This is a genomic window from Alteraurantiacibacter aestuarii (assembly GCF_009827405.1).
GTDB lineage: Bacteria > Pseudomonadota > Alphaproteobacteria > Sphingomonadales > Sphingomonadaceae > Alteraurantiacibacter > Alteraurantiacibacter aestuarii.
In genome coordinates, this window is sequence record NZ_WTYY01000003.1 from 314,921 (window position 1) to 337,069 (window position 22,149).

Sequence of the window (22,149 nt, forward strand, 5' to 3'; positions counted from 1 at the left end):
ATCCGGCCAGTTGCGAACCACATACGCACCAGATACGAAAAAGCCGGCAGGGTGACCTGCCGGCTTTTTCATGCGCAAATTGTATCTTGCGTTATTCGGGGCCGCCCCGTCCGCCTTCGCCCTGGTCCAGCTCTGCGTATTGAGCGACCATGTAGGGAATGGGATTCACCGCTTCACCTTCAACCCGCACTTCATAATGCAGGTGCGGGCCGGTCGAACGGCCAGTGCTGCCGATATAGCCGATCAGGTCGCCCTTGTTGACCTCGTCACCAGCGCTGACGGTGTAGGATGACAGATGGGCATAACGGGTTTCAAGATCGCCGCCGTGCTCGATCTGCACGTAATTGCCATAGGAACCGTAATATTCGGCGCGGCCCACAAGGCCATCAGCCGTCGCAAAGACCGGCGTACCGCTGGGTGCGGCCAGGTCCACGCCATTATGCTGGCGGCGCTGGCTCAGGATCGGGTGATTGCGCATTCCGTAGCCGCTGGTCAGCCGCACACCGTCAACCGGCATGCGAGAAGGGACAGAAACGCTGCTGTGCGGAGCAGGAGTGATCAGGCCGGCGGCATTGACGCGGCCGCCATCGTCAAGAGCTTCCCAGCTGGAGAAGAGTTCACGGAATTCGTTGTCGCCATTGTCAGTAATGCCGTCGCTGGCTGTTTCGATGGAGCTGGCGACCTGCGTGGAAATCGCTGCGTCCTTTGCCAGGGCAGGTGTTGCCCCGATGAACAGACTTGCGACGAGTCCGATTGCTGACTTGATGATCATGCGATCCCTTTTGGTTTTCGAACATCTTGCGATGCCGTTCGCCTCATTCCGGACCCCTTTTTCCTTTGCAGGAACCCCGTCCGGGCAGATTTTGAACTTCCTGCGGAACCTTTTGGCCCGCTCTTGATTGTGTTGGTAAGCGGGTGAAGGTTAATCACGCAAGCGCGGTGTAGGCTTCCCGCGACAGACCGGCTGCAAGACGCGCCGAGTCGTTGAATGGCGGTTTCAAACCGCCTTTGAAGTGACGCTTCACCAAAATTTTCCAGCATTCCTGCGGTTCTGAGCCCCTTGAGGCGCAAACCGCGTCAAAATGGGTTGATCCCGCGCGGACGTGGCGGATTTCGTCGTCAAGGATTCGTTTGAGGATTCGCGCGCCGCCCGAATCGCCCTGGCTGCGCACGCGCTCTATCATGGCGGGCGTTACATCAAGCCCGCGCGCCTCCAGCACCATGGGCACGATGGCGAGACGGGCGGCGACATCGTGGCGCGTATCGAATGCCGCGCTCCACAGGCCATCATGCACCGGCAGATCGCCATAGCTTGCGCCCAGCGTGCGCAGTTTTCGCTCTATCAGCACGAAGTGCATCGCTTCATCGGCGGCGACCGAGAGGAAATCCGCGATGAAGGCCTGATCCATCCCGGCGCCGAACCGGCCGACGATGTCCAGCGCCAGATCGATCGCCACGAATTCGATATGCGCCAGCGAATGCCACAGGGCGATCCTGTTGCGGTCCGATCCGCCGCCGCCGCGCCGGGGCATCTGGCCGGGTGGCAGGAGTTCCAGCCGCTCTGGCCAGCAGGGCCGATCGGGCATGTCCGCGCGAAAACCAGTGGCCAGTTCACCCCGCCGCCATTGGCGCACCAGTCTTCGGGTCGCCTTGACCTTGGCCAGCGATTCGCCGGTCAGCAGGGCGCTGCGAATCGCATTCGAGAGGTCCGGCATGCTGCTCAGCCAGCCAGCGCCCTGGCGGCATCCAGCACTTCCTGCGCGTGGCCCTTGACCTTCACCTTGTTCCACACCCTGGCGATCTTGCCGCTGGCATCCACCAGATAAGTGGTGCGCATCATGCCCATATAGGTGCGGCCATACATGCTCTTTTCGGTCCAGATACCCAGTGCATCGGCAATACCGGCAGGGCCTTCTGCGGGCGTATCGGATGCCAGCGGAGCGGTCAGATCGTGCTTGGCGGCAAATTTCTGGTGCCTTGCCGGCGGGTCCTTGCTGATCCCCAACAGCGCCACGCCAGCGGCATCGAATTCACCCTTCAGCGCGCTGAAATCCTTGTTTTCGGTGGTGCAGCCGGGCGTGTCATCCTTGGGATAGAAGAACATTACCAGCGGGTTGCCCGCAAAATCCGATGGCTTCACGCTTGCGCCGTCGGGGGTTGCCATGGCGATATCGGGCATCATGTCGCCCACATCAGGGTGTTCACTCATCATTCGATCTCCAGTTTCTCACCGAAATGCCGTTCCCATTGCGCCGCGATGGCCTGACGGGCCACGGTCATGCTGCGCAGCAGGTCTGCGAAGCTCTCTTCACGGCATGCGCGGGCAAGTGCAATACCGGCTGCGGGCGGTGGCTCGGTGCCATCCGGGGCCAGCAGCCGTGCCGAAACAAGCAGCCGGGTAAGAGCGGCATGGTGGGCGGCGAAATCCGCGGGCAGGTGGCCAGCGCCTGCCAGCTGGCCGATCGCCACTTCCAGCGCAGGATCAAACGCCATGCCTTCACGCAACTGCAGGAAATGGACGAGGAACTCGCAATCAACCAGTCCGCCGCGCTGCAATTTGACATCCAGCAGCCCGCGCGGCGGCTTGTGGGCGGCAATGTCGCCGCGCATCTTGAGTACGTCTGCGCGCAGCGTGTCTGCATCACGCGGAGCTTCGAGCACGTCCCTGATAATTGCCTGCAATTTCGCCCGCGCGGCGGGAGAACCGAGCAAGGGGCGGGAGCGGCACAGGGCCATGTGTTCCCATGTCCACGCGCTTTCCCGCTGATACAGGGCGAAGCTCTCCAGACTGACTGCCAGCGGGCCCTGATTGCCCTGCGGGCGCAGGCGGGTATCGATTTCGTATAATGCGCCCTCCGCCGTGGGCACGCTGAGCGCTGCGGTGACACGGGTGGCGAGGCGGTTGAAATAGAGCGACGCGGTGAGCGGGCGCGGCCCGTCGGACTCGTCGCCGATTTCGCCATCGAACAGATAGACCAGGTCGAGGTCCGAGGCATGCGTCAGCGCGCCGCCGCCCAGCCGCCCAAGCCCCAGCACCACCAGCTCACTCGATCCCACGCGTCCATGCTTGGCCTCGAATTCGCCAATCGCCGCCCCGGCCCCGGTCAGCAGCGCCGCTTCAGCCACACGGCACAGGCCTTCGGCAATGTCGAGCGGGTCATGGCGCGCTTCGATCAGCTGCACGCCCAGGGCAAAACGTTCTTCCCCAACCACCTGCCGGATCTGGTCCAGCCGCGATTCGTAATCGTCATCCTCGCAGCTGGCCATGCGCGCGGCGAGGTCCGCCACAGGGGGCGGCAGGTCAAACGCGCTGGTATCGATCAGCGCATCGAGCAGCTCGGGCCGGCGCGACAGTGCGTCTGCCAGCGGCGGAGCCAGTGTCAGCGCGGCGAGCACCTGTCCAAGCAGGCCCGGCCTTTGTTCGAACAGGCGGAACAGGTTAATTGCAGTTGGCAAATGTGCCAAAAGGGTTTCCCAGCGCACCATTGCCCGCTGCGGATCGGGCGCGTTGGAAAACGCCTCATACAGATCGGGCAGGATGGCTGTGAGCGCCAGGCGCGCTTCCTCCCCGCGCAGGGCGCGAATGGTATCCTGCCAGACATCGACCCGCGCCAGGAAGTCGGCGGGGATCTCGCCTTCAGGCTTTTCCTTGCCGTTCGCCCGCCCGGCCTCATCCTCGCCCAGCAACTGGCCATAACGATCAGCCACCTGCGCGCAGATTTCGCGCAGTTCGGCAATCAGCGCCGCACCGTCCGCCAGCCCGTCCAGCCGGGCCACATTGTCGATGGCCGCAACATCGCCGGGCAGTTCATGCGTCTGCCGGTCATCGACCATCTGCAACCGGTGTTCGACAATGCGCAGCCGGTCATAGGCAGTGCCCAGCATGGCGGCATCATCGGTGGAGATGAGCCCTTCCGCCGCCAGCGCATCCAGCGCCGCACGGGTGCCGCGCAGGCGCAGCGAAGGCTGCCGTCCGCCATAGATCAGCTGGTGCGTCTGGGCGAAGAATTCGATCTCCCGAATCCCGCCGCGCCCGCGCTTGAGATCAAAGCCCGGCCCCGGCTGGCGCGGGCCGTCATAGGCCTGGCGGATGCGCGCGGTCAGGCGGCGGATTTCCTCAATCGCGGTGAAATCGAGGCTGCGCCGCCACACGAACGGGCGGATCTGGTCGAGAAAATGCTCACCCGCGGCAATATCTCCGCCCGCGGCGCGCGCACGAATATAGGCCGCCCGCTCCCACGCCAGCGCTGAACTTTCATAATGGCTGAGCGCTGCGGCGAAGGAGATCGCCAGCGGGCTGACTTCGGACGCCGGGCGCAGCCGCAAGTCCACCCGAAAGACGTATCCCTCCCCGGTCTGGTGGGCCAGCAGCTCCACCACATGGCGGGCATAACGCTGCGCCGCCTCGCCCGGATCGTCACGCTCCCGGCGCGGCAGCAGATCGGGATCGAACAGCAGAATCGGGTCTATGTCGGAGCTGTAGTTCAGTTCGCCTGCACCCTGCTTGCCAAGAGCGATGGCGCAGAAGCCCTGGGGCGAAGCATCGGGCACGCGCCGGGCGATGGCAGCGGTGATGGCGGTATCCAGCGCACGATCGGCAAAGCCGGACAATTCGCCCATCACCCTGGTCAGCGAATAATGGCCCGCAAGGTCGCCGATCCCCAGCACCAGCGCCAGACCCAGCCGTTCCCGCCGCAGGGCAACGCCCACATCGTCATGATGCTGGCCGACAATGGCAGAAAAGGCGGCATCCGCCTCCCCCCGGCCCAGCAGATCGGCCAGATCGGGCCGCCGTTGCAGCGCGAGCGAAAGGAAGGGCGAATGGCCGCGCGCACGCTCTATGGCATTTGTCCAGTCACCTTGCATGACAGGCGAAGTGCATTGCATCGGCGCCAAGGGCAAGGCCCAAGCTTGCAGCTTGCCGCGCGCTTTGCCACAGCGCGCGCACGCTTTCCGCGTGATATGCGCAAATTGTACCGTCTGGAGGATGCCGAGAATCATGACCATGCTGATGCCGGCCGAATGGGCCAAGCAGGACTGGATCTGGATCGGCTTCCCGGCCGCCGCCGATTTGTGGGAGGACGACCTTGCCCCCGCACAGGAACAGGTGGCCGCTTTCGCCAATGCCATTGCCGAAACCGGGCAGCAGGTGCGACTGGTGGTGCGAGACGACGCCAGCGAGGCCGCCGCGCGAAAGCTGGCGCATGGATCGGTGATTTTCGAGCAGCACCCCTATGGCGACATCTGGGTGCGCGACACCGGCCCGGTGGCCCTGCTGGGCAATGGCCGGCGCTTTGCGCAGCGCTTCGGCTTCAATGGCTGGGGCGGAAAGTATCTGCTGGAGGGCGATCAGGAAACGGGCCTCTCGCTGGCGCAGGCAGGCGGGCTGGAGAGCGCCAAGGCTGACTGGATCCTGGAAGGCGGCGCGATTGACAGCGATGGCAGCGGGCTGGTGGTGACGACCGAGCAATGCCTGCTCAATCCCAATCGCAACCCACAGCTGACGCGCGAGCAGATTGCCATGCGCTTGCAGCGGGACCTCGGCTTCGATCGCATCCTGTGGCTCGGCAACGGACTGCTGGGCGATCATACCGACGGCCATGTCGATAATCTTGCGCGCTTCGTGGCGCCGGGCAGGATTGCCATTCCGGTGGCCACTGGCAGCGACGATCCCAACGCCGCAACCTATGACGATGCCGCCGCACGGGCCGCCGCCTTCGGGCTGGAGGTCGCGCGCATTCCGTCTCCCGGCGCGATGGGGCAGGGCGACGATGTGGAGCCTGCCAGCTACATGAATTTCGTCATCGCCAATGATGTGGTGGTGGTGCCAACCTATGGCTCGGCGCAGGACGATCTGGCGGTGGCGGCCATTGGCGCGCTGTTCCCCGGCCGCTCCGCTGTGGGCCTGCGCGCCGATGCGGTGCTGACCGGCGGCGGCAGTTTCCACTGTTGCAGCTGCCACGTTCCGGCGGTGGTTTAACGATTCATTAGCATCTGCAGGCCAGAAGGGCGGGATGAGCAAGACCATTGCCCACACCCGCCAGATTGCAGCGCGCAGCATCGAAGCCGCGCGCCTTTCCATTGTGGTGATTTGCGGCAGCGCGCTGGTCGCAGCGGGTCAGGCTCTGCCTTTCTAAACCGCTCCGGTCTGCGGGCGAACGCTCAGTCAGCTTCCGCTCAAATTCCGCCCAGCTTCAACCCAGCATCAACAGTGCTGCCATAGTCGCCGCCCACAACCACCACGCGCCTGGCCCCGCCCTGCAGCAATGGCGAGGGCCGATGCTTCTGGCGGCAGATCGTGAAAGATCGCCCGTGCCTTAGTCCGCCAGCTGGTCGGGCGGCGTTGCGGCGCTGGTCAGCAGGGCAATCGCCTCCTCCAGCGAAAGGAACTTCTGCTCCTTCTCACCCAGCGTCCGAAGCGCAATCGTGCCCTCTTCCGCCTCTCGCTTGCCGACCACCAGCATATAGGGGACCTTGGCCACGGAATGCTCGCGCACCTTGTAGTTGATCTTCTCGTTACGCAGATCGGTATCGGCGCGAATGCCCGCCGCTTCCAGCCGGGCCGCCACGTCCTTCGCATAATCGTCCGCGTCCGAAACGATGGTGGCCACCACCGCCTGAACCGGAGCGATCCACACCGGCAGCTTGCCGGCAAAATGCTCGATCAGAATGCCGATGAACCGCTCATACGATCCGAAGATCGCCCGGTGCAGCATGACCGGGCGCTGGCGCGAGCCATCCTCTGCCACATAAGTGGCGTCGAGACGTTCGGGTAGAACGCGGTCGGACTGGATCGTGCCCACCTGCCAGGTGCGGCCGATGGCATCGGTCAGGTGCCATTCCAGCTTGGGCGCATAGAACGCGCCTTCGCCGGGCAGTTCTTCCCAGCCGAATTCTTCCGTGGCCATGCCGGCATCGACAACCGCCTGGCGCAGCTCGGCCTCGGCCTTGTCCCAGTCCTCATCGGAGCCGAATCGCTGATCCGGGCGCAGCGCCAGCTTGATCGAATAGGTGAACCCGAAGTCGGCATAGATCCGATCGGCCAGCTCGCAGAACTTGCGCACCTCCTCCACGATCTGGTCTTCGCGGCAGAAGATATGCGCATCGTCCTGCGTGAACTGGCGCACGCGCATCAGTCCGTGCAGCGCGCCATGCGGCTCGTTCCGGTGGCAGCAGCCGTTCTCATACAGCCGCAGCGGCAGGTCGCGATAGGAGGTGATGCCCTGCTTGAAGACCTGCACATGCGCCGGGCAGTTCATCGGCTTGAGCGCCATCCATTCGGCGGCGTCGGAGACAATCGGGCCTTCATCCTCGGTGTTGGGAACCTCGTCCGGGATCACGAACATGTTTTCGCGATATTTGCCCCAATGGCCGGATTTCTCCCACTGGCGGGCATCCATCACCTGCGGCGTCTTGATTTCCAGATAGCCTGCGGCATCGATAGCGCGGCGCATATAGGCCTCCAGCTCGCGCCAGATGCGATAGCCGTGCGGGTGCCAGAACACGCTGCCGTGCGCTTCTTCCTGCAGGTGGAACAGGTCCATCTCTCGGCCCAGCTTGCGATGGTCACGCTTGGCGGCTTCCTCCAGCCGCATCAGATGTTCGTTCAGCTGCTTCTTGTTGAGCCAGCCGGTGCCATAGATGCGCGTCAGCTGGGCATTCTTCTGGTCGCCGCGCCAGTAAGCGCCAGCGGTGCGCATCAGCTTGAAGGCTTGCGGGTCGAGCTTGCCGGTAGAGGGCAGATGCGGCCCGCGGCACATATCCATCCATGCCGTGGGATCATTGGCATCGCCGGACCAGTAGACCGACAGCTCCTCGCCTTCGGGCAGTTCAGCGGCCCATTCGGCCTTGAACTGCTCGCCATCGTCGGACCACTTCCTGATCAGGTCGGCACGGCTCCACACTTCACGGCGCAGCGGCTTGTCGGCCTTGATGATCTCGCGCATCTTCTCTTCGATCGCGGGCAGGTCATCCATGCCGAACGGTTCGCGGGAGGCGGGCGCCATCACGTCATAGTAAAAGCCGTCATCGGTGGCCGGGCCAAAGGTGATCTGCGTGCCGGGCCACAGCGCCTGCACAGCCTCTGCCAGCACGTGGGCATAATCGTGCCGCGCCAGTTCCAGCGCATCCGCCTCATCGCGCGACGTGACCAGCGCCAGCTGCACATCGTCATGCAGAGGCGCGGTGAGATCGCGCAGCTCACCATTGATGCGGGCGGCAAGCGCCGCCTTGGCAAGGCCGGGACCGATATCCGCTGCCACGTCGGCCGCGCTCGATCCTGCTTCCATTTGCCGCGACGATCCGTCGGGCAGGGTAATCGTGATGTACTTCGTCATTGAGATAATAGCCGTTCAAACTGGTTGCAGGCGCAATGGCACATGGTGCGATCCGGCGAAAGGGGCAAGCCCCCGCGGGCCGCGCGCCGTGCACTCCCCGCCCGGGAGCGCAGCATGCCGGGAATGCGGCCTCTGCAATGGCGTCCATCAGCTCCCCGGATTGAGCAGCTCGCGGTCGATCCTGTCCAGCAGTGGCGCGTTGCGGGCGCTCGTCAATTTGCGGGCGAAGTACTTTCCGCTGTTGCGGATCATGTCGAAATCGCTGTCCGTATTGCCGAAATCGCGGGTGCCTGTGGGGTAAATGAAGTGCAGCGGAGCCTCATACAGCGTCTCTCCCCCCCGGTCAGTGACCGGCACGCATGCCGGTGCATAGGCAGAGTTGCCCATGATCGTCTGGAAGAATTGTTCGTCGGCAGCCCAGACCGAAGTGAAGGCCTTGGCCAGCCGCGGCTCCTGATCCGATTGCTCCAGCGCGAACCGGCATGCGTCAGGCGTCATCGCCCACCAGGTGCTGCCAAAATACATCGCGCGGTCGATTTCCCGGCTGATATCCCGCCCGATCAGCTTGGCGAAGCGGTTGCGCCAGTTGCGCAGCGCGGTGTCCGCCCTGGCCAGCGCCGGACGGGATTTCAGCGCGGTCCATGAAACCATTGGCGAAAGCGCCCAGTGGCGGCCTGAAAGCCCTGCCAGATGCGAACCTGGCGCCACCTTGACCAAGGCCAGATCCTGATGGCCGGGGTTCTCTTCAAAGTGCCGGACCAGTTCATCCAGCGGGCGAACCGGATAGCAGGTGCCCGATATCAGCATCAGGCGCAGGAACTGCTCCCCGTCTGCCAGAGCCGCGCGCATCAACGCCAGAATGGCTTTCACCATCGGGAAGCTTGCCCAGAACACCGTTTCCCGCGTCTTGATGACGGTGACGTTATCCAGGGCCTCGATCCGCTCGACAGGGAAGCCGGTGGCCTTGGCATCCACATGCACAAACACCCGGTGCGGGGCCAGACGGGTGCACAGGCGTTCGGTCATGGCGGGATCATCATGCGTCAGCAGCAGAAATGCGATGCGGTTCATGGATGTCCCCCGATAATCCAGATTTTTCAATTGCCCGTGCCTCATGGCAGCAGCCTATTCGCGCTGCAATCGCTAGCTGGCCATGTCCGTGCCCGGCGCGCGGGCGCATTTCACTTGAATTGATGCGCCCAAGCTTTCACTCATTTGGTCATGGCCGATATGGATTTTGCCCACACGAATATCGCCGGCCGGACAATTGCCTTGCGCCATGTGCGGGGCAGTGGCCCGGCCATGGTCTTCCTGCCCGGATACATGTCCGACATGGCCGGCAGCAAGGCGACGGCGCTGTTCGACTGGTGCACCGCAGCCGGGCGCGAATGCCTGTTGCTGGATTATTCGGGTTGCGGGGAAAGCCCCGGCGATTTTGCCGACGGCACCTTGTCCCGCTGGTGCGAGGAAGTGGTCGGTCTGGCAGAACAGACCCTCGTCTGTGACCGGATGGTGCTGGTCGGTTCTTCCATGGGCGGGTGGCTGATGCTGCTGGCGGCCCGCCAGTTGCAGGACAGACTCGCCGGCCTGGTGGGCATCGCCGCAGCGCCGGATTTCACCAGCTGGGGCTATGACGATAGCGAAAAGGCGCGGCTGGCCGGGGGACACACAGTGCTGCGCGACAATCCCTATGGCCCGGACCCGACCCCGACCCACGCCGCCTTCTGGGCCGATGGGCAGGAGCAGTTGCAGCTGGTGGATGAGATCCCGCTCGATTGTCCGGTGCGGCTGCTGCACGGGCAGGAAGACGGCGACGTGCCGGTCGAAATCTCCCTGCGGCTGGCAGCAGCCCTGCGTTCACCCGATGTGCAGGTGACGCTGGTCAAGGGGGGCGACCACCGCTTGTCGCGTGAGGGGGATATCGCCCTTTTGCTGCGCACGGCGGCATCGATACGCTGATCCGGACATGCGCTGATGATTGCCTTTGCCTTTACGCTTCTGGCCGCCGCCCAGACTTCGGCCCCGCTCATCCATCAGCCACCTGCCCTCCAGCCACTCACATTGCAGGAAGACCGGCTGCGCGCCTGCATGACACAGGCCCGCCGCGATCCGCCCACCGCCATCACCACGGCGGTGGAATGGATGGAAGGCACCTATGGCGGTGACCTCAGCTATCCACAGCAGTGCCTGGGATTTGCCTATATGAGCCTGCTGCGCTGGGATTCCGCCCGCGTGGCATTCATCGCCGCGCGCGATTCGCGGCCGGAAACCGATCATGCCGGGCGCGCAAGGCTGGGTGGCATGGCAGGAAATGCGGCATTGGGGGCGGAGGACTTCGCCGCTGCCGCTCCGTTGCTGGCCACTGCGCAGGCAGACGCGCTGGCAGCAGGCGATAACCCGCTGGCAGGACAAATGGCGACCGATCGCGCCCGCGCGCTGGTGGGGCTTGGTTCCAATCAGGAGGCCGCCGCCGTCCTTGAACAGGCGCGCGAGCTGGCCCCGCAGGAAGGCGCCATCTGGCTGCTGTCTGCCACTCTGGCGCGGCGGATGGATGATCTTGCTGCGGCGCAGGGGTGGATACGCACCGCCGCGCTGCTCGATCCGCAAAACCCCGCTGTCGGGCTGGAGGCCGGGCTGATCGCCGCGCTGGGCGGGTTTGACGATGCCGCACGCAGCAGCTGGCAATCGGTGCTTGCACTTGCCCCCGGCACCGCCGAAGCCATGACCGCCCAGACATATCTGGCGCAACTGGATGGAGAACCTCCCGCGCGATGATACCCCTGTCGGTCCTCGATCTCGTCCCCATTCGCGAAGGCAGCGATGTCGCGCAGGCGCTGACACAGGCGGGCCAGCTGGCCGCAGTGGCGGACAAGGCCGGATACAAGCGCTTCTGGGTGGCGGAGCATCATGCAACGCCGGGCATCGCAGGCGGCGCAACGTCGGTGGTGCTGGCGCATATCGGCCATTGCACCAGCACCATCCGCATCGGCGCGGGCGGGATCATGCTGCCCAATCACAACCCGTTCGTGATCGCAGAACAGTTCGGCACGCTGGACGGCCTGTTTCCCGGCCGGGTGGACCTGGGGCTTGGCCGCGCGCCGGGTGCCGGACAGATACTGGGTCAGGCGCTGCGCAAGGACTTGCACCAGAACGCCGAATATTTCCCGCAGGACGTGGTCGAGCTGCGCGCCATGCTGACCGGCGACATCGATCTGCCGATCACCGCCACGCCGGGCCTTGGGGCAAAGGTGGAGCTGTGGATGCTCGGCTCCAGCCTGTTTGGCGCGCAGCTGGCCGCGCGGCTGGGCCTGCCCTATGCCTTTGCCAGCCATTTCGCGCCCGACCACCTCGATGCCGCGCTGGAAACCTATCGCAGCCACTTCCGCCCTTCAGAGGCGCTGGAAAAGCCGCATGTGATGGCCGCCATGACGATGATCTGCGCCGAAACGGACCGTGAGGCGCAGGATCTGGCCAGTTCGCAGGACCAGTCCTTTGTGCGCCTGCGCACCGGCGATCCGGGCAAGCTGCCGCCGCCCGTGCCCGGTTACCGCGACAGCCTGCCGGTGTCCGCGCGCGCCATGCTGGACCGGCTCGACACCGCGCGCGCAGTCGGCTCGCCGCAAACCGTGCGCGAGCGGATCGGGCGCTTTGTGGCGCGCACGCAGGCGGATGAGATCATCACCTCCGGCGCGACATTCGATCCCGAGGCGCGCTGCGAATCGCTGCGGCTGGCCAGGGCCGCACTTGCCAAATGAGCCGGGGAATCTAACGGGGAATCTAAGTGGTTTCACAAATTACCAGTTTAAGGGTGCCAAGCCCCTGAGCGCATAGTAGAGGCATGGCAAGCTGCCGGACCTGCCGGCAATCAGACCAATAAGACGGCCCGGGAGAGGGCCAGACAGAAGGGCCAGGACATGGCAAAAGCCAAGGCACCAGTTTCCACGGCAAAGAGCGGCACGGGTGAGCAGGCCGGGCAGGATGTCCTGTTGCAGACCCTGCGCGATCGCATCGCCAGATCCATCCTTCCCGGCGAACTGCCGCTGGATGGGCCGGCGCTCGACGATGCCGCCCGGTTCCTGCTGGAAGCCGCACAACATCGCGGCGATGGCAAGCCTTCCATCCTGATCCGCTCCGCCAGTGGCGAGAAGCGCTTCACCCGCATCGCCATCGTCAATCGCGACGTGCCCTTCCTGGTCGATTCGATTGCCCATGCCATTGCCGCGCGCGGATTGACGATTGACCGGCTGGTCCATCCGATCCTGCCCGTGCGGCGGGACGCGAACCGCAATCTGGCCGAATTGCCGCAGGGCAATGGCACCGGCGAAAAGCACGAATCCTTCGTCTATATCGAATGTGACCGCATCGATGCGAAGGAACGCCGCGCGGTACAGGCCGATCTGGACAGCGCCATTGCCGATGTCCGCGCGACCGTGGCCGACTGGCCCAGAATGCGCGAGATCATTGCCAGCGATGCCGACCGGCTGAGCGATGCCGAAGGCGCGGCGCTGCTGCGCTGGCTGGGCGGGGGCATGATGACCCAGCTTGGCCATCTGGTCCGCCGCCGCGACGGAGCAACATCGGGCCATCTGGGCATTTGCCGCAAGAGCGCGCACGAATTGCTGGCCGATTCCACTTATGAGCGCGCCTTTGCCTGGTTCGACGGGGTCAAGGGCACACCGGGCCGTTCGCCGCTGATCATCAAGGCCAACCGGCTCAGCCTGGTGCATCGCCGCGTGCCGCTGGACCTGTTCATCGTTCCGCTGTTCGAGGACGGACGCGTGGCTGCCCTGTCGGTCCATGCCGGCATCTGGACCAGCGCCGCGCTGACCTCCCCGCCGGAAACCGTGCCGGTGATGCGCCAGCAACTCAAATCGATCATGGACCGGCTGAACTTCACGCCCGGCGGCCACGATCACAAGGCGCTGATCCATGCGTTGAGCGTGCTGCCGCATGACCTGATCATCAGCTTTGCCGAGGATGACACGCTGCGGATCGCCACCACGCTGATGGCGCTGATCGATCGCCCGCGCCCGCGCGTGGCCATCGTCGCCGCACCGCTGGAAAGGCATGTGTTCGCGTTTGTCTGGTTGCCGCGCGACATGCTCTCCACCACCGTGCGCCTGCAGATCCAGGGTCTGCTGGAAGAGACCACCCACACCCACACGCTCGACTGGAGCCTGATGGTGGAAGGCGGCAATCTGGCGCTGCTGCGCTTCGTGCTCGATGCCCGCGGCGCGAATTTCGAGCCGGATGAAGCAGCTATCGATGCCCGCCTGCAGGATATGCTGCGCGGCTGGGGTGACGCGGTGGAATCCGCGCTGGGCGAGACGGAGGAGCCAAGCCGCGCCGCCGCGCTGGCGCTGCGCTATGCCGCCAGTTTCCCGATCCCGTACCGTGCCGCCTATGGCGCGATCGAGGCCGCCCGCGATATCGAACGGCTGCGCCATATGGCCGGCGAGGATGCGCAAAAGCCACTGGGCCGCGATGCCCGCCTCTACCGGCTGGAAAGCGATGCGGCGGACCAGCTGCGCCTGAAGATTTACCAGACCAGCGGATCGCTGCCGCTGTCGGATGCGGTGCCCGCGCTGGAGAACTTCGGTTTCCGTGTGCTGTCCGAAATTCCCACAAAGCTGGGCGGTAACGATCACGGCACGATCCACGATTTCCTGCTCGGCATGCCGACCGGCGAACAGAGCGCCCCGCTGCTTGAACGCGCGGAAGCGATCGAGCAGGCCATTACCAGCGTGCTGAACGAGAGGGCGGAGGACGATGTCTTCAACCGCCTGGTCATTTCCACCACGCTTTCCGCGCAGGAAGCCGAATGGCTGCGCGCGTTCTATCGCTACCTGCGCCAGGCCAATACCGCCTTCACCATCTACACCGTGGTCAACGCGCTGACCCGTGCGCCCGATGTGACCCGGGCGCTGATCCAGCTGTTCCGCACCAGTCACGATCCGTCCTTCAAGGGCGACCGCGTACAGGCCTGCGAGGCCGCAGAGGACGCCATTCGCACCGGGCTGGTGGATGTGGGCGCCATCAACGATGACCGCATCCTGCGCCTTTACTGGCAGATTGTGCGTGCGGTCCTGCGCACCAATGTGTTCGCCCCGGCAGCGATCGAAGCGCTCGCCTTCAAGATCGATTCCTCGCAGGTTCCCGGCCTGCCAAAGCCCGTGCCATGGCGCGAAATCTTCGTCTATTCGCGGCGCGTGGAAGGCATTCACCTGCGGGCCGGACCGGTTGCCCGCGGCGGCATTCGCTGGTCCGACCGGCGCGACGATTTCCGCACCGAGATTCTGGGCCTGATGAAGGCGCAGCGGGTGAAGAACGCGGTGATCGTGCCAACCGGCGCCAAGGGCGGCTTTTACCCCAAGCGCCTGCCCAACCCCGCGCTCGACCGCGATGCGTGGTTTGAGGAAGGGCGCGAGAGCTACAAGCTGTTCATCCGCACGCTGCTGTCCGTCACCGACAACATCGTGGATGACAAGGTGATCCACCCGCAGGACGTGGTGATCCATGACGGCGAGGACCCCTATTTCGTGGTCGCCGCCGACAAGGGCACCGCCAGCTTCTCCGACACCGCCAACGCCATCGCGCTGGAGCGGGGCTTCTGGCTGGGCGACGCCTTCGCCAGCGGCGGGTCGAACGGATATGACCACAAGGTCATGGGCATTACCGCGCGCGGCGCGTGGATTTCGGTCCAGCGCCACTTCCTGGAAATGGGCGTGGACGTACAGACAGAGGCGACCCGCGTGGTCGGCTGCGGCGATATGTCGGGCGATGTGTTCGGCAATGGCATGCTGCTGTCCAGGGCGATCAAGCTGGTGGCAGCCTTCGATCACCGCCATATCTTCATCGATCCCGATCCCGATCCGGCGGTCAGCTGGAAGGAACGCCAGCGGCTGTTCGACATGCCGCGATCCAGCTGGGCGGAATATGATGCCAAGCTGCTGTCCAAGGGCGGCGGCGTCTTTGCGCGCAGCATGAAGCGCATTCCGTTGTCAAAACAGGCGCGCGCGCTGCTGGACGTCACCGAAGAGGCGCTCGATCCCGAAAGCCTGATCTCGGCCATATTGAAGAGCCATGCCGACCTGATCTGGTTCGGCGGCATCGGCACCTACATCAAGGCCGAGAACGAGACGAATGCCGAAGTGGGCGATCCGGCCAATGACGGGCTGCGCGTCAGCGCCCGCGACGTGCGCGCCAAGGCAATTGGCGAAGGCGCGAATCTGGGTGTGACGCAGGCGGGCCGCATCGAATTCGCACTGCGCGGCGGGCGCATCAACACCGATTTCATCGACAATTCGGCAGGCGTCGATTGTTCGGACAATGAGGTGAACATCAAGATCGCCCTCACTGCCGCTCGCAAGGCCGGTCGCCTGTCCGAAGAACGCCGCAACGCCCTGTTGCAGGAAATGACCACGCAGGTGGGCGAGCTGGTGCTGGAGGATAACCGCCTGCAGGCTCTGGCCCTGTCGATTGCCCAGCAGGGCGGGGCCCAGGCGATGGGCGCGCATCTGCGGCTGATCGAGACGCTGGAGGAAATTGGCGATCTTGACCGGCGCACCGAGGGCCTGGCCGAAAGTGACGTGCTTGCCCGCCGGGCCAGCGATGGCTTTGGCCTGACCCGTCCCGAACTCGCCATCCTGCTGTCCAACGCCAAGCTGGTGTTGCAGGATGCGGTGGAAGGCTGCGCGCTGGCAGACGATGCGGCGGCACAGCCGCTGCTGATGGGCGATTTCCCCGAGCAATTGCAGCAGGCCTTCCCCAAGGCGATCCTGAGCCACCGCCTGCGCAAGGAAATTGTCGGCACGGTCGTGGCCAACCAGATCGTCAACCGCATGGGCATGATCTATCCCTTCGAACTGGCCGAGGAAGAAGGCGTGGGCCTGAGCCAGGTCGCCTGTGCCTTTGTCGCCGCCTGCGACCTGATCGGCATGGATGCAATCTGGCGCGCGCTGGACGAGGCTGCCATGCCCGAAGCCGCGCGTCTGGCTCTGTTTGACCAGGCTGCACTTGGCCTGCGCGGCCATATGGCGGACCTGCTCAGGGCCGGCGGCTGCCAGATTCCTCCCTCGCAGCTCAAGGCTGAAATCGGCACCATGGTGGCGGATCTTTCGGCCCATGCGGATGATGCACTGGGGGTTGAGGCGCGCAGCCATGTGACGGCAATTTCCGCGCAGCTCATCGAAGCCGGATCGCCCGTGAAGCTGGCGCATATGGTGGCCGAGCTGTTCGCGCAGGATGGCGTTATCGGGCTGGCCCGGCTGGCCAGCGACTGCCGGATGGACCCGGTGGAACTGGCCAATGCCTTTGTCGATCTGGGCAGCCGCCTGGGGCTCGACTGGGCGCAGACCCGCGCTTCGGTGATGAACCCGTCCGATCCGTGGGAACGCCTGCTGGTTGCGGGGCTGGCGCGCGATTTCCAGCAGATGCGCTTCGATTTCCTGCGCAGTCAGGCCCAGTCTCGCAAGGGCCGGGACGATATTGGCAGCAGCATTGATAAATGGGCAGGTGCCAACAGCGGAGCGATCGAGCAGTTCCGCCGGATAGTCACCCGCGCGCAGGCCAGCGTACCGGTCTCCTCCGCCATACTGGCGCAGATCGGCAGCCAGGCACGCAATTTGCTGCAACGGTCCTCCTGATCCGGTGGCCTTGACCCGGTGCTTGACCCAGCGTCCTTGACGCAGCCGCCGAATCCAGCGAACCGTTGGCCATGAACAGCGCTGATGTCGTGATAGTGGGAACGGGCCATGGCGGCGCACAGGCAGCCATTGCCCTGCGCCAGAACGGGTTTGCAGGATCAATCCTGATGATCGGGCGAGACAAGTCTCCGCCCTATGAGCGCCCGCCGCTGTCCAAGGAATATCTCGCCGGAGACAAACCTTTCGAGCGTCTGCTGATCCGGCCCGAACAGTTCTGGCCTGACAAGCAGATCGATCTGATGCTGGATACTTCGGTCACCCGCATCGATCCCCATGCGAAGGAAATCACCCTCTCCAAAGGCGGACCGGTGCGCTATGGCACGCTGATCTGGGCTGCTGGCGGCGATGCCCGGCGGCTGTCATGCCCCGGCGCGCATCTGGCCGGGACGCACGCCGTGCGCCACAAGCCCGATGTCGATGGCATGATGGCGGACCTGCAGGGCGGGGCCAAGCGCGTGGTGGTTGTGGGCGGCGGCTATATCGGCCTGGAAGCCGCAGCCGTGCTGACCAAGCTGAATTGCCTGGTCACGCTGGTTGAAGCACAGGACCGCGTGCTGGCGCGCGTGGCGGGAGAGGATCTTTCGCGCTTTTTCGAAGCCGAACATCGCCGCCACGGGGTCGACATTCGCCTGTCCGCCTCGGTCGACTGCCTGCTGGGCGATGGTGAAGGCGATCAAGAGCGCGTGAAGGCAGTGCGGCTTGAAAGTGGCGAGGAAATCGCCTGCGATATCGTGGTTGCCGGGATCGGCATCGTGCCCGCCGTCGGGCCGCTGATCGCTGCGGGAGCGGCCGGGGCGGACGGCGTGGACGTGGACGAATATTGCCACACCAGCCTGCCCGACGTCTATGCGATCGGCGATTGCGCAGCCCATGCCAATGCCTTTGCCGATGGCGCGATCATCCGGCTGGAAAGCGTGCAGAACGCCAATGACATGGCCACCACTGCCGCCAAGGCCATTTGCGGCCAGCCCCAGCCCTATCACGCGATTCCGTGGTTCTGGTCGAACCAGTATGACCTCAAGCTGCAGACCGCCGGCCTCAGCATCGGACATGACACTACCGTCCTGCGCGGCGACCCGGCAGAGCGCAGCTTCAGCGTGGTCTATCTCAAGGACAGGCGCGTCATCGCCATCGACTGCGTGAACCGGGTGAAGGATTATGTGCAGGGCCGCAAACTGGTGGAGGCGCGGGCGGAAGTAGATGCCGCGGCGCTGATGGACGCCGATATACCGCTCAAGGATTACCTGTAAGCTGTTCAAGCGCCCATCGGGCACTTTCAGCCACCGTTTCATCCCCGTCACCCAGCAACGCCCGGACCGGACCGGCCAGCGCCCGATTGCCGCTGTTTCCCGCCGCAATCAGGCAGTTGCGCACAAACCGGTCACGCCCGATGCGCTTGATCGGAGAGCCTGAGAACTTCGCCCGAAAGCCTGCGTCGTCCAGCGTCAGAAGATCGCGCAACAGCGGCCCGGCCAGATCGTCGCGCGCGGTAAAGGCAAGGTTGCGCCCGGCCGCCTCGGCAAATTTGTTCCACGGGCAGACTGCCAGGCAATCATCGCAGCCATAGATGCGATTGCCGATGGCGGCGCGAAATTCCAGCGGGATCGGTCCCTTGTGCTCGATCGTCAGATAGGAAATGCAGCGCCTTGCATCCAGTTGATAAGGCGCGGGAAAAGCATCTGTCGGGCAGGCCTGCTGGCAAGCGTTGCACGATCCGCAGTGGTCTTTCTCCGGCATATCCGGGGCAAACGGCAATGTGGTGTAGATCGCGCCCAGGAACAGCCAGCTGCCATGCTCGCGGCTCACCAGATTGGTATGCTTGCCCTGCCAGCCGATGCCCGCCGCCTGCCCCAGCGGCTTTTCCATCACCGGCGCGGTATCGACGAATACCTTCAGCTGCATCTCCAGCCCGGCATCCTGCGCCGCGGCAGCCAGCCACCGGGCCAGTGCCTTCAGCGCCTTCTTGACCACATCGTGATAGTCCCGGCCCTGCGCATAGACCGATATGCGCGCCTTCTCGTCATCGCCCTCCAGCGCCAGCGGATCGCCATCCGGCGCATAGGACATGCCCAGCGCGATCACGCTTTGCGCCTCGCTCCACATGCTTTGCGGGCCCTGGCGCACATCGGCCCTGTCTTCCATCCACGCCATGTCGCCGTGAAAGCCTGCATCGAGCCATTCGCGCAGGCGCTGCGCCTGCTGCGGATTATCCGCCGCCGGTGCAAAACCGATGGCCGCAAAGCCCAGCTGCGCCGCCTGCTGCCGCAATTCGTGCTGAAGTGAATTGATGACGGCCGCGTTAACCATAAACCTGCTTGCTCGTGTTCATGCTTGGGCTGTACCGCGAGCAGATGGACAATGCGACATCAGACACAACGGGGCTGGCAATCGAAGTTCGCGGCCTCGTCAAACGCTTTGACGATACGCTGGCGGTGGACGGGGTTGATCTGAGCGTAAAGCGCGGATCGATCTACGGCATTCTTGGCCCCAACGGCGCGGGCAAGACCACCACCTTGCGGATGATTCTGGGTATTATCGATCCCGATGCGGGAATGCGCCGCGTGCTGGGCCACAAGGACCCGCAGGATGTCGCCCGGCTGATCGGCTATTTGCCCGAAGAGCGCGGCCTCTATCCGGCGATGAAAGCCTATGAGGCGATCGCCTTCATGGGCGCGCTGCGCGGCCTGCCACTGGCCGAAGGGCGCAGGCGCGGGCGCGAGCTGCTGGAAAATCACGACCTTGGCCATGCCGCAGACCGGCAGATCCGGCAATTGTCCAAGGGCATGGCGCAGATCGTGCAATTGCTGGGCACGCTGGTGCATGACCCTGAGCTGGTGATTCTGGATGAGCCATTCTCCGGCCTCGACGCCATTAATCAGGGCAAGCTGGAAGTGCTGATCAGGTCGCTGGCGGACAAGGGCACCACAGTCATCTTCTCCACCCATGTGATCGCCCATGCCGAGCGCCTGTGCGAAGGCATTGCCATTATCGCCGGCGGCAAGGTGCCCTTTGCCGGGCGGGTGGACGACGCGCGCGATCGCATTCCCGCGCAGGTCCGCCTGGAAACCAGCGCAAGCGAAGGTCCGTGGAAGGCCGCCCTGCCGCAGGAAACGCGCCGGGTGGGACAGTTCTGGTATTTCCCGCTTCCCGAGACAGGGATTGAGCCACTGCTGCGCGCGCTGATCGATGGCAACGCCGGCATCCAGTCGCTTTCCATAGAACGGGCTGGCCTGCATGATGCCTTTGTCGCCATTGCCGGTGAAGCCGCCGCCGCCGATCTGGTAACCCGGCCCCTAAGCGAGGTAGCGTGATGAACCAGTCCAGCCAATCGGGCCGCCTGTCGCTGTGGCGCGCCGCCTTCGTGGTGGCCCGCCGCGATTTTACCGCGATCCTGTTCAGCCGCGCATTCATCTTCTTCCTGCTCGGCCCGCTGTTCCCGATTGTGGTGCTGGTGCTGGCGAGCACGGTCGGCGCGCAAGTGCAGACGTCTGCCATCACGGCCGATGTGGGCGTTGCCATGCAGGGCGATGATGTGGATGCCATGCTGGCCGCACGCAACGATCTGGCATCGCATATAGGCCCGGCCATTCCGCCCATGGTGGAACTGAAGAGGCTGGAGCCGGGTGAGAGCTTTGATGCCCGTGCCGTGCTGGAAGGCCGGGAAGGCAGCCTGGCCGCCATCGTCACCGGTACACCCGAAAACCCCGAACTGACCGCCCCCGCCGGCAATCTGGCGCGCTGGGAAGGCACCATTGCGATGATCGCGGCGGGCGCATCCAGGGCGGAGCCGGCAGCCTATCCGCATGTCACCACCAGTGCCGTTGCCACCAGCGGGGCGAGCGAGAACCGCGGCCGGCTGGGAACGGCGCAGAGCGGGCAGTTGATGTTGTTCCTGCTGATCATGTTGCTGGCCAGTATGGTGCTGTCCAATCTGGTTGAGGAAAAGGGCAACAAGATCATCGAGATCCTTGCCGCCGCCATCCCGATGGATGCCGTGTTCATGGGCAAATTGTTCGCGATGCTGGCGATTTCCGTATTCGGTATCGCCGTGTGGGGAACGGCGGGCGCCACCTTGCTGGCGCTGGGCGGCAGGTCTCTGTCCGAATTCGCCAATCCGGGGGTCGGCTGGCCGTTGTTCTTCACGCTGGGGGCGCTCTATTTCGGCATGGGTTATCTGCTGCTCGGCTCCATCTTCCTGACCATCGGATCGATGGCGCCTACCGTGCGCGATGTGCAGACCATGGCCATGCCCGCCACCATGACGCAGGTGCTGGTGTTCTTTTTTGCCAGCCTGGCGGTAACCAGAACGGGGGAGTGGATCGAATATGCAGCTATCGTGTTCCCGCTCAGCTCACCCTTTGCCATGCTTGCCCGTGCCGCGCTGGATGAAGCCATCTGGCCGCATGTGCTGGCGCTTGGCTGGCAACTTGTCTGCGTGGCCGTGTTCATCAAGGTCGGGGCTGGATTGTTCCGCAAGAAGGTGATGAAATCGGGACCGCAGGCCGTCAGGCAGCGTCCGCGCGGCCTGGCCCTGATTGTGAGCATGTTCAGGAACGGTTCCGACAAACCAGCGTAGGAATATCATCATGACCCGGCAGCAAATTGATCGACGCAAGCTTTTGGCCTGGTTGGGCATGGGCGCAGCAATGCCTGCCATTGCCGCCTGTGGTTTCAGCGCCAAGGCGCAGAGTTTTCGCGTTTCTTATACCGAAGCCGAATGGCGCCGCCGCCTGACGCCTGAAGAATTCCGCGTGTTGCGAGAGGAAGGGACGGAGCGCGCCTTCACGTCCCCGCTCAATAACGAGCACCGCACCGGCACATTCCTGTGCGCGGGCTGCGCGAATGAAATCTATTCCTCCGCCACCAAGTATGACAGCCGCACCGGCTGGCCCAGCTTCTATCGCGAGATCGCAGGAGCGGTCGGATTTTCTACCGATTACAAGCTCGGCTATCCGCGCCGCGAAGTGCATTGCGGTGATTGCGGCGGGCATCTGGGCCATGTATTCGATGATGGTCCGCAGCCTACCGGCAAGCGGCATTGCATCAATGGTGTGGCGATGGACTTCCGCCCCGCCTGAGCCTGATCGGCCCCTGATCGGCCCTGTGCG

At 64.4% G+C, this 22,149-nt stretch carries 17 protein-coding genes; 10 read left to right on the forward strand and 7 right to left on the reverse strand.

The window, feature by feature from the left end; all coding sequences use genetic code 11:
* Window positions 1-91 precede the first annotated feature (91 nt).
* The 4 genes from GRI32_RS06870 to glnE all read right to left on the reverse strand — a co-directional run bounded on the left by GRI32_RS06870 (window position 92) and on the right by glnE (window position 4,866).
* Complete coding sequence (locus tag GRI32_RS06870; protein WP_160590663.1) at window positions 92-772, reverse strand: M23 family metallopeptidase; 681 nt, start codon at window positions 770-772, stop codon at window positions 92-94.
* Between the two features lie 154 nt (window positions 773-926).
* Window positions 927-1,715 carry a ferritin-like domain-containing protein gene (locus GRI32_RS06875; RefSeq protein WP_160590664.1) on the reverse strand — a complete coding sequence of 263 codons (789 nt, stop codon included), beginning with the start codon at window positions 1,713-1,715 and terminating at the stop codon, window positions 927-929.
* Window positions 1,716-1,720: 5 nt separating this feature from the next.
* Window positions 1,721-2,209, reverse strand: a complete 489-nt coding sequence (locus GRI32_RS06880; protein ID WP_160590665.1) for a peroxiredoxin — start codon at window positions 2,207-2,209, stop codon at window positions 1,721-1,723.
* The gene (gene glnE, locus GRI32_RS06885) at window positions 2,209-4,866 is read right to left on the reverse strand and encodes a bifunctional [glutamate--ammonia ligase]-adenylyl-L-tyrosine phosphorylase/[glutamate--ammonia-ligase] adenylyltransferase (protein WP_160590666.1); all 2,658 of its coding nucleotides are present in this window, start codon (window positions 4,864-4,866) and stop codon (window positions 2,209-2,211) included. The genes GRI32_RS06880 and glnE overlap by 1 nt, the downstream gene beginning before the upstream one ends.
* 133 nt (window positions 4,867-4,999) lie before the next feature.
* Here glnE and GRI32_RS06890 point away from each other — a divergent pair, with 133 nt between their 5' ends.
* Entirely contained in the window at window positions 5,000-5,980 is a 981-nt protein-coding gene (locus tag GRI32_RS06890) for an agmatine deiminase family protein (protein WP_160590667.1), read from the forward strand.
* Window positions 5,981-6,014: 34 nt separating this feature from the next.
* A complete protein-coding gene (locus tag GRI32_RS10860) occupies window positions 6,015-6,137 on the forward strand; it encodes a hypothetical protein (RefSeq protein WP_272916785.1) in 123 nt (40 codons plus the stop codon).
* A 180-nt stretch (window positions 6,138-6,317) separates the two neighbouring features.
* On the opposite strand, the gene thrS is transcribed toward GRI32_RS10860, so the two are convergent.
* Window positions 6,318-8,336 carry a threonine--tRNA ligase gene (gene thrS, locus GRI32_RS06895; protein ID WP_160590668.1) on the reverse strand — a complete coding sequence of 673 codons (2,019 nt, stop codon included), beginning with the start codon at window positions 8,334-8,336 and terminating at the stop codon, window positions 6,318-6,320.
* Window positions 8,337-8,483: 147 nt separating this feature from the next.
* Entirely contained in the window at window positions 8,484-9,407 is a 924-nt protein-coding gene (locus GRI32_RS06900; RefSeq protein ID WP_160590669.1) for a beta-1,6-N-acetylglucosaminyltransferase, read from the reverse strand.
* A gap of 159 nt (window positions 9,408-9,566) precedes the next feature.
* On the opposite strand from GRI32_RS06900, the gene GRI32_RS06905 reads away from it, so the two are divergent.
* The 5 genes from GRI32_RS06905 (at window position 9,567) to GRI32_RS06925 (ending at window position 18,291) form a co-directional block, all read left to right on the forward strand.
* Window positions 9,567-10,295, forward strand: a complete 729-nt coding sequence (locus GRI32_RS06905) for an alpha/beta fold hydrolase (protein ID WP_419866766.1) — start codon at window positions 9,567-9,569, stop codon at window positions 10,293-10,295.
* A 15-nt stretch (window positions 10,296-10,310) separates the two neighbouring features.
* The gene (locus GRI32_RS06910) at window positions 10,311-11,111 is read left to right on the forward strand and encodes a tetratricopeptide repeat protein (RefSeq protein ID WP_160590671.1); all 801 of its coding nucleotides are present in this window, start codon (window positions 10,311-10,313) and stop codon (window positions 11,109-11,111) included.
* Complete coding sequence (locus tag GRI32_RS06915; protein ID WP_160590672.1) at window positions 11,108-12,091, forward strand: LLM class flavin-dependent oxidoreductase; 984 nt, start codon at window positions 11,108-11,110, stop codon at window positions 12,089-12,091. The genes GRI32_RS06910 and GRI32_RS06915 overlap by 4 nt, the downstream gene beginning before the upstream one ends.
* Before the next feature lie 159 nt (window positions 12,092-12,250).
* Window positions 12,251-16,981, forward strand: coding sequence for an NAD-glutamate dehydrogenase (locus tag GRI32_RS06920; RefSeq protein WP_160590673.1), 4,731 nt, complete (start codon window positions 12,251-12,253; stop codon window positions 16,979-16,981).
* 71 nt (window positions 16,982-17,052) lie between these two features.
* Window positions 17,053-18,291 (forward strand): NAD(P)/FAD-dependent oxidoreductase, encoded by a 1,239-nt coding sequence (locus GRI32_RS06925; RefSeq protein ID WP_160590674.1) that lies wholly within the window; start codon window positions 17,053-17,055, stop codon window positions 18,289-18,291.
* On the opposite strand, the gene queG is transcribed toward GRI32_RS06925, so the two are convergent.
* Window positions 18,275-19,348: a tRNA epoxyqueuosine(34) reductase QueG gene (queG, locus tag GRI32_RS06930; protein WP_160590675.1), complete on the reverse strand. Its 1,074-nt coding sequence runs from the start codon at window positions 19,346-19,348 to the stop codon at window positions 18,275-18,277. The two genes, GRI32_RS06925 and queG, sit on opposite strands and share 17 nt — an antisense overlap.
* Window positions 19,349-19,368: 20 nt before the next feature.
* Here queG and GRI32_RS06935 point away from each other — a divergent pair, with 20 nt between their 5' ends.
* From GRI32_RS06935 to msrB, 3 genes are read left to right on the forward strand one after another with little or no spacing between them, the layout of a single operon-like run.
* Window positions 19,369-20,352, forward strand: a complete 984-nt coding sequence (locus GRI32_RS06935) for an ABC transporter ATP-binding protein (protein ID WP_237437430.1) — start codon at window positions 19,369-19,371, stop codon at window positions 20,350-20,352.
* On the forward strand, window positions 20,352-21,617 hold the full coding sequence (locus GRI32_RS06940) for an ABC transporter permease (RefSeq protein ID WP_160590676.1): 1,266 nt from the start codon (window positions 20,352-20,354) through the stop codon (window positions 21,615-21,617). The genes GRI32_RS06935 and GRI32_RS06940 overlap by 1 nt, the downstream gene beginning before the upstream one ends.
* 10 nt (window positions 21,618-21,627) lie before the next feature.
* Window positions 21,628-22,119: a peptide-methionine (R)-S-oxide reductase MsrB gene (msrB, locus tag GRI32_RS06945; RefSeq protein ID WP_160590677.1), complete on the forward strand. Its 492-nt coding sequence runs from the start codon at window positions 21,628-21,630 to the stop codon at window positions 22,117-22,119.
* The last annotated feature ends 30 nt before the right edge of the window (window positions 22,120-22,149 follow it).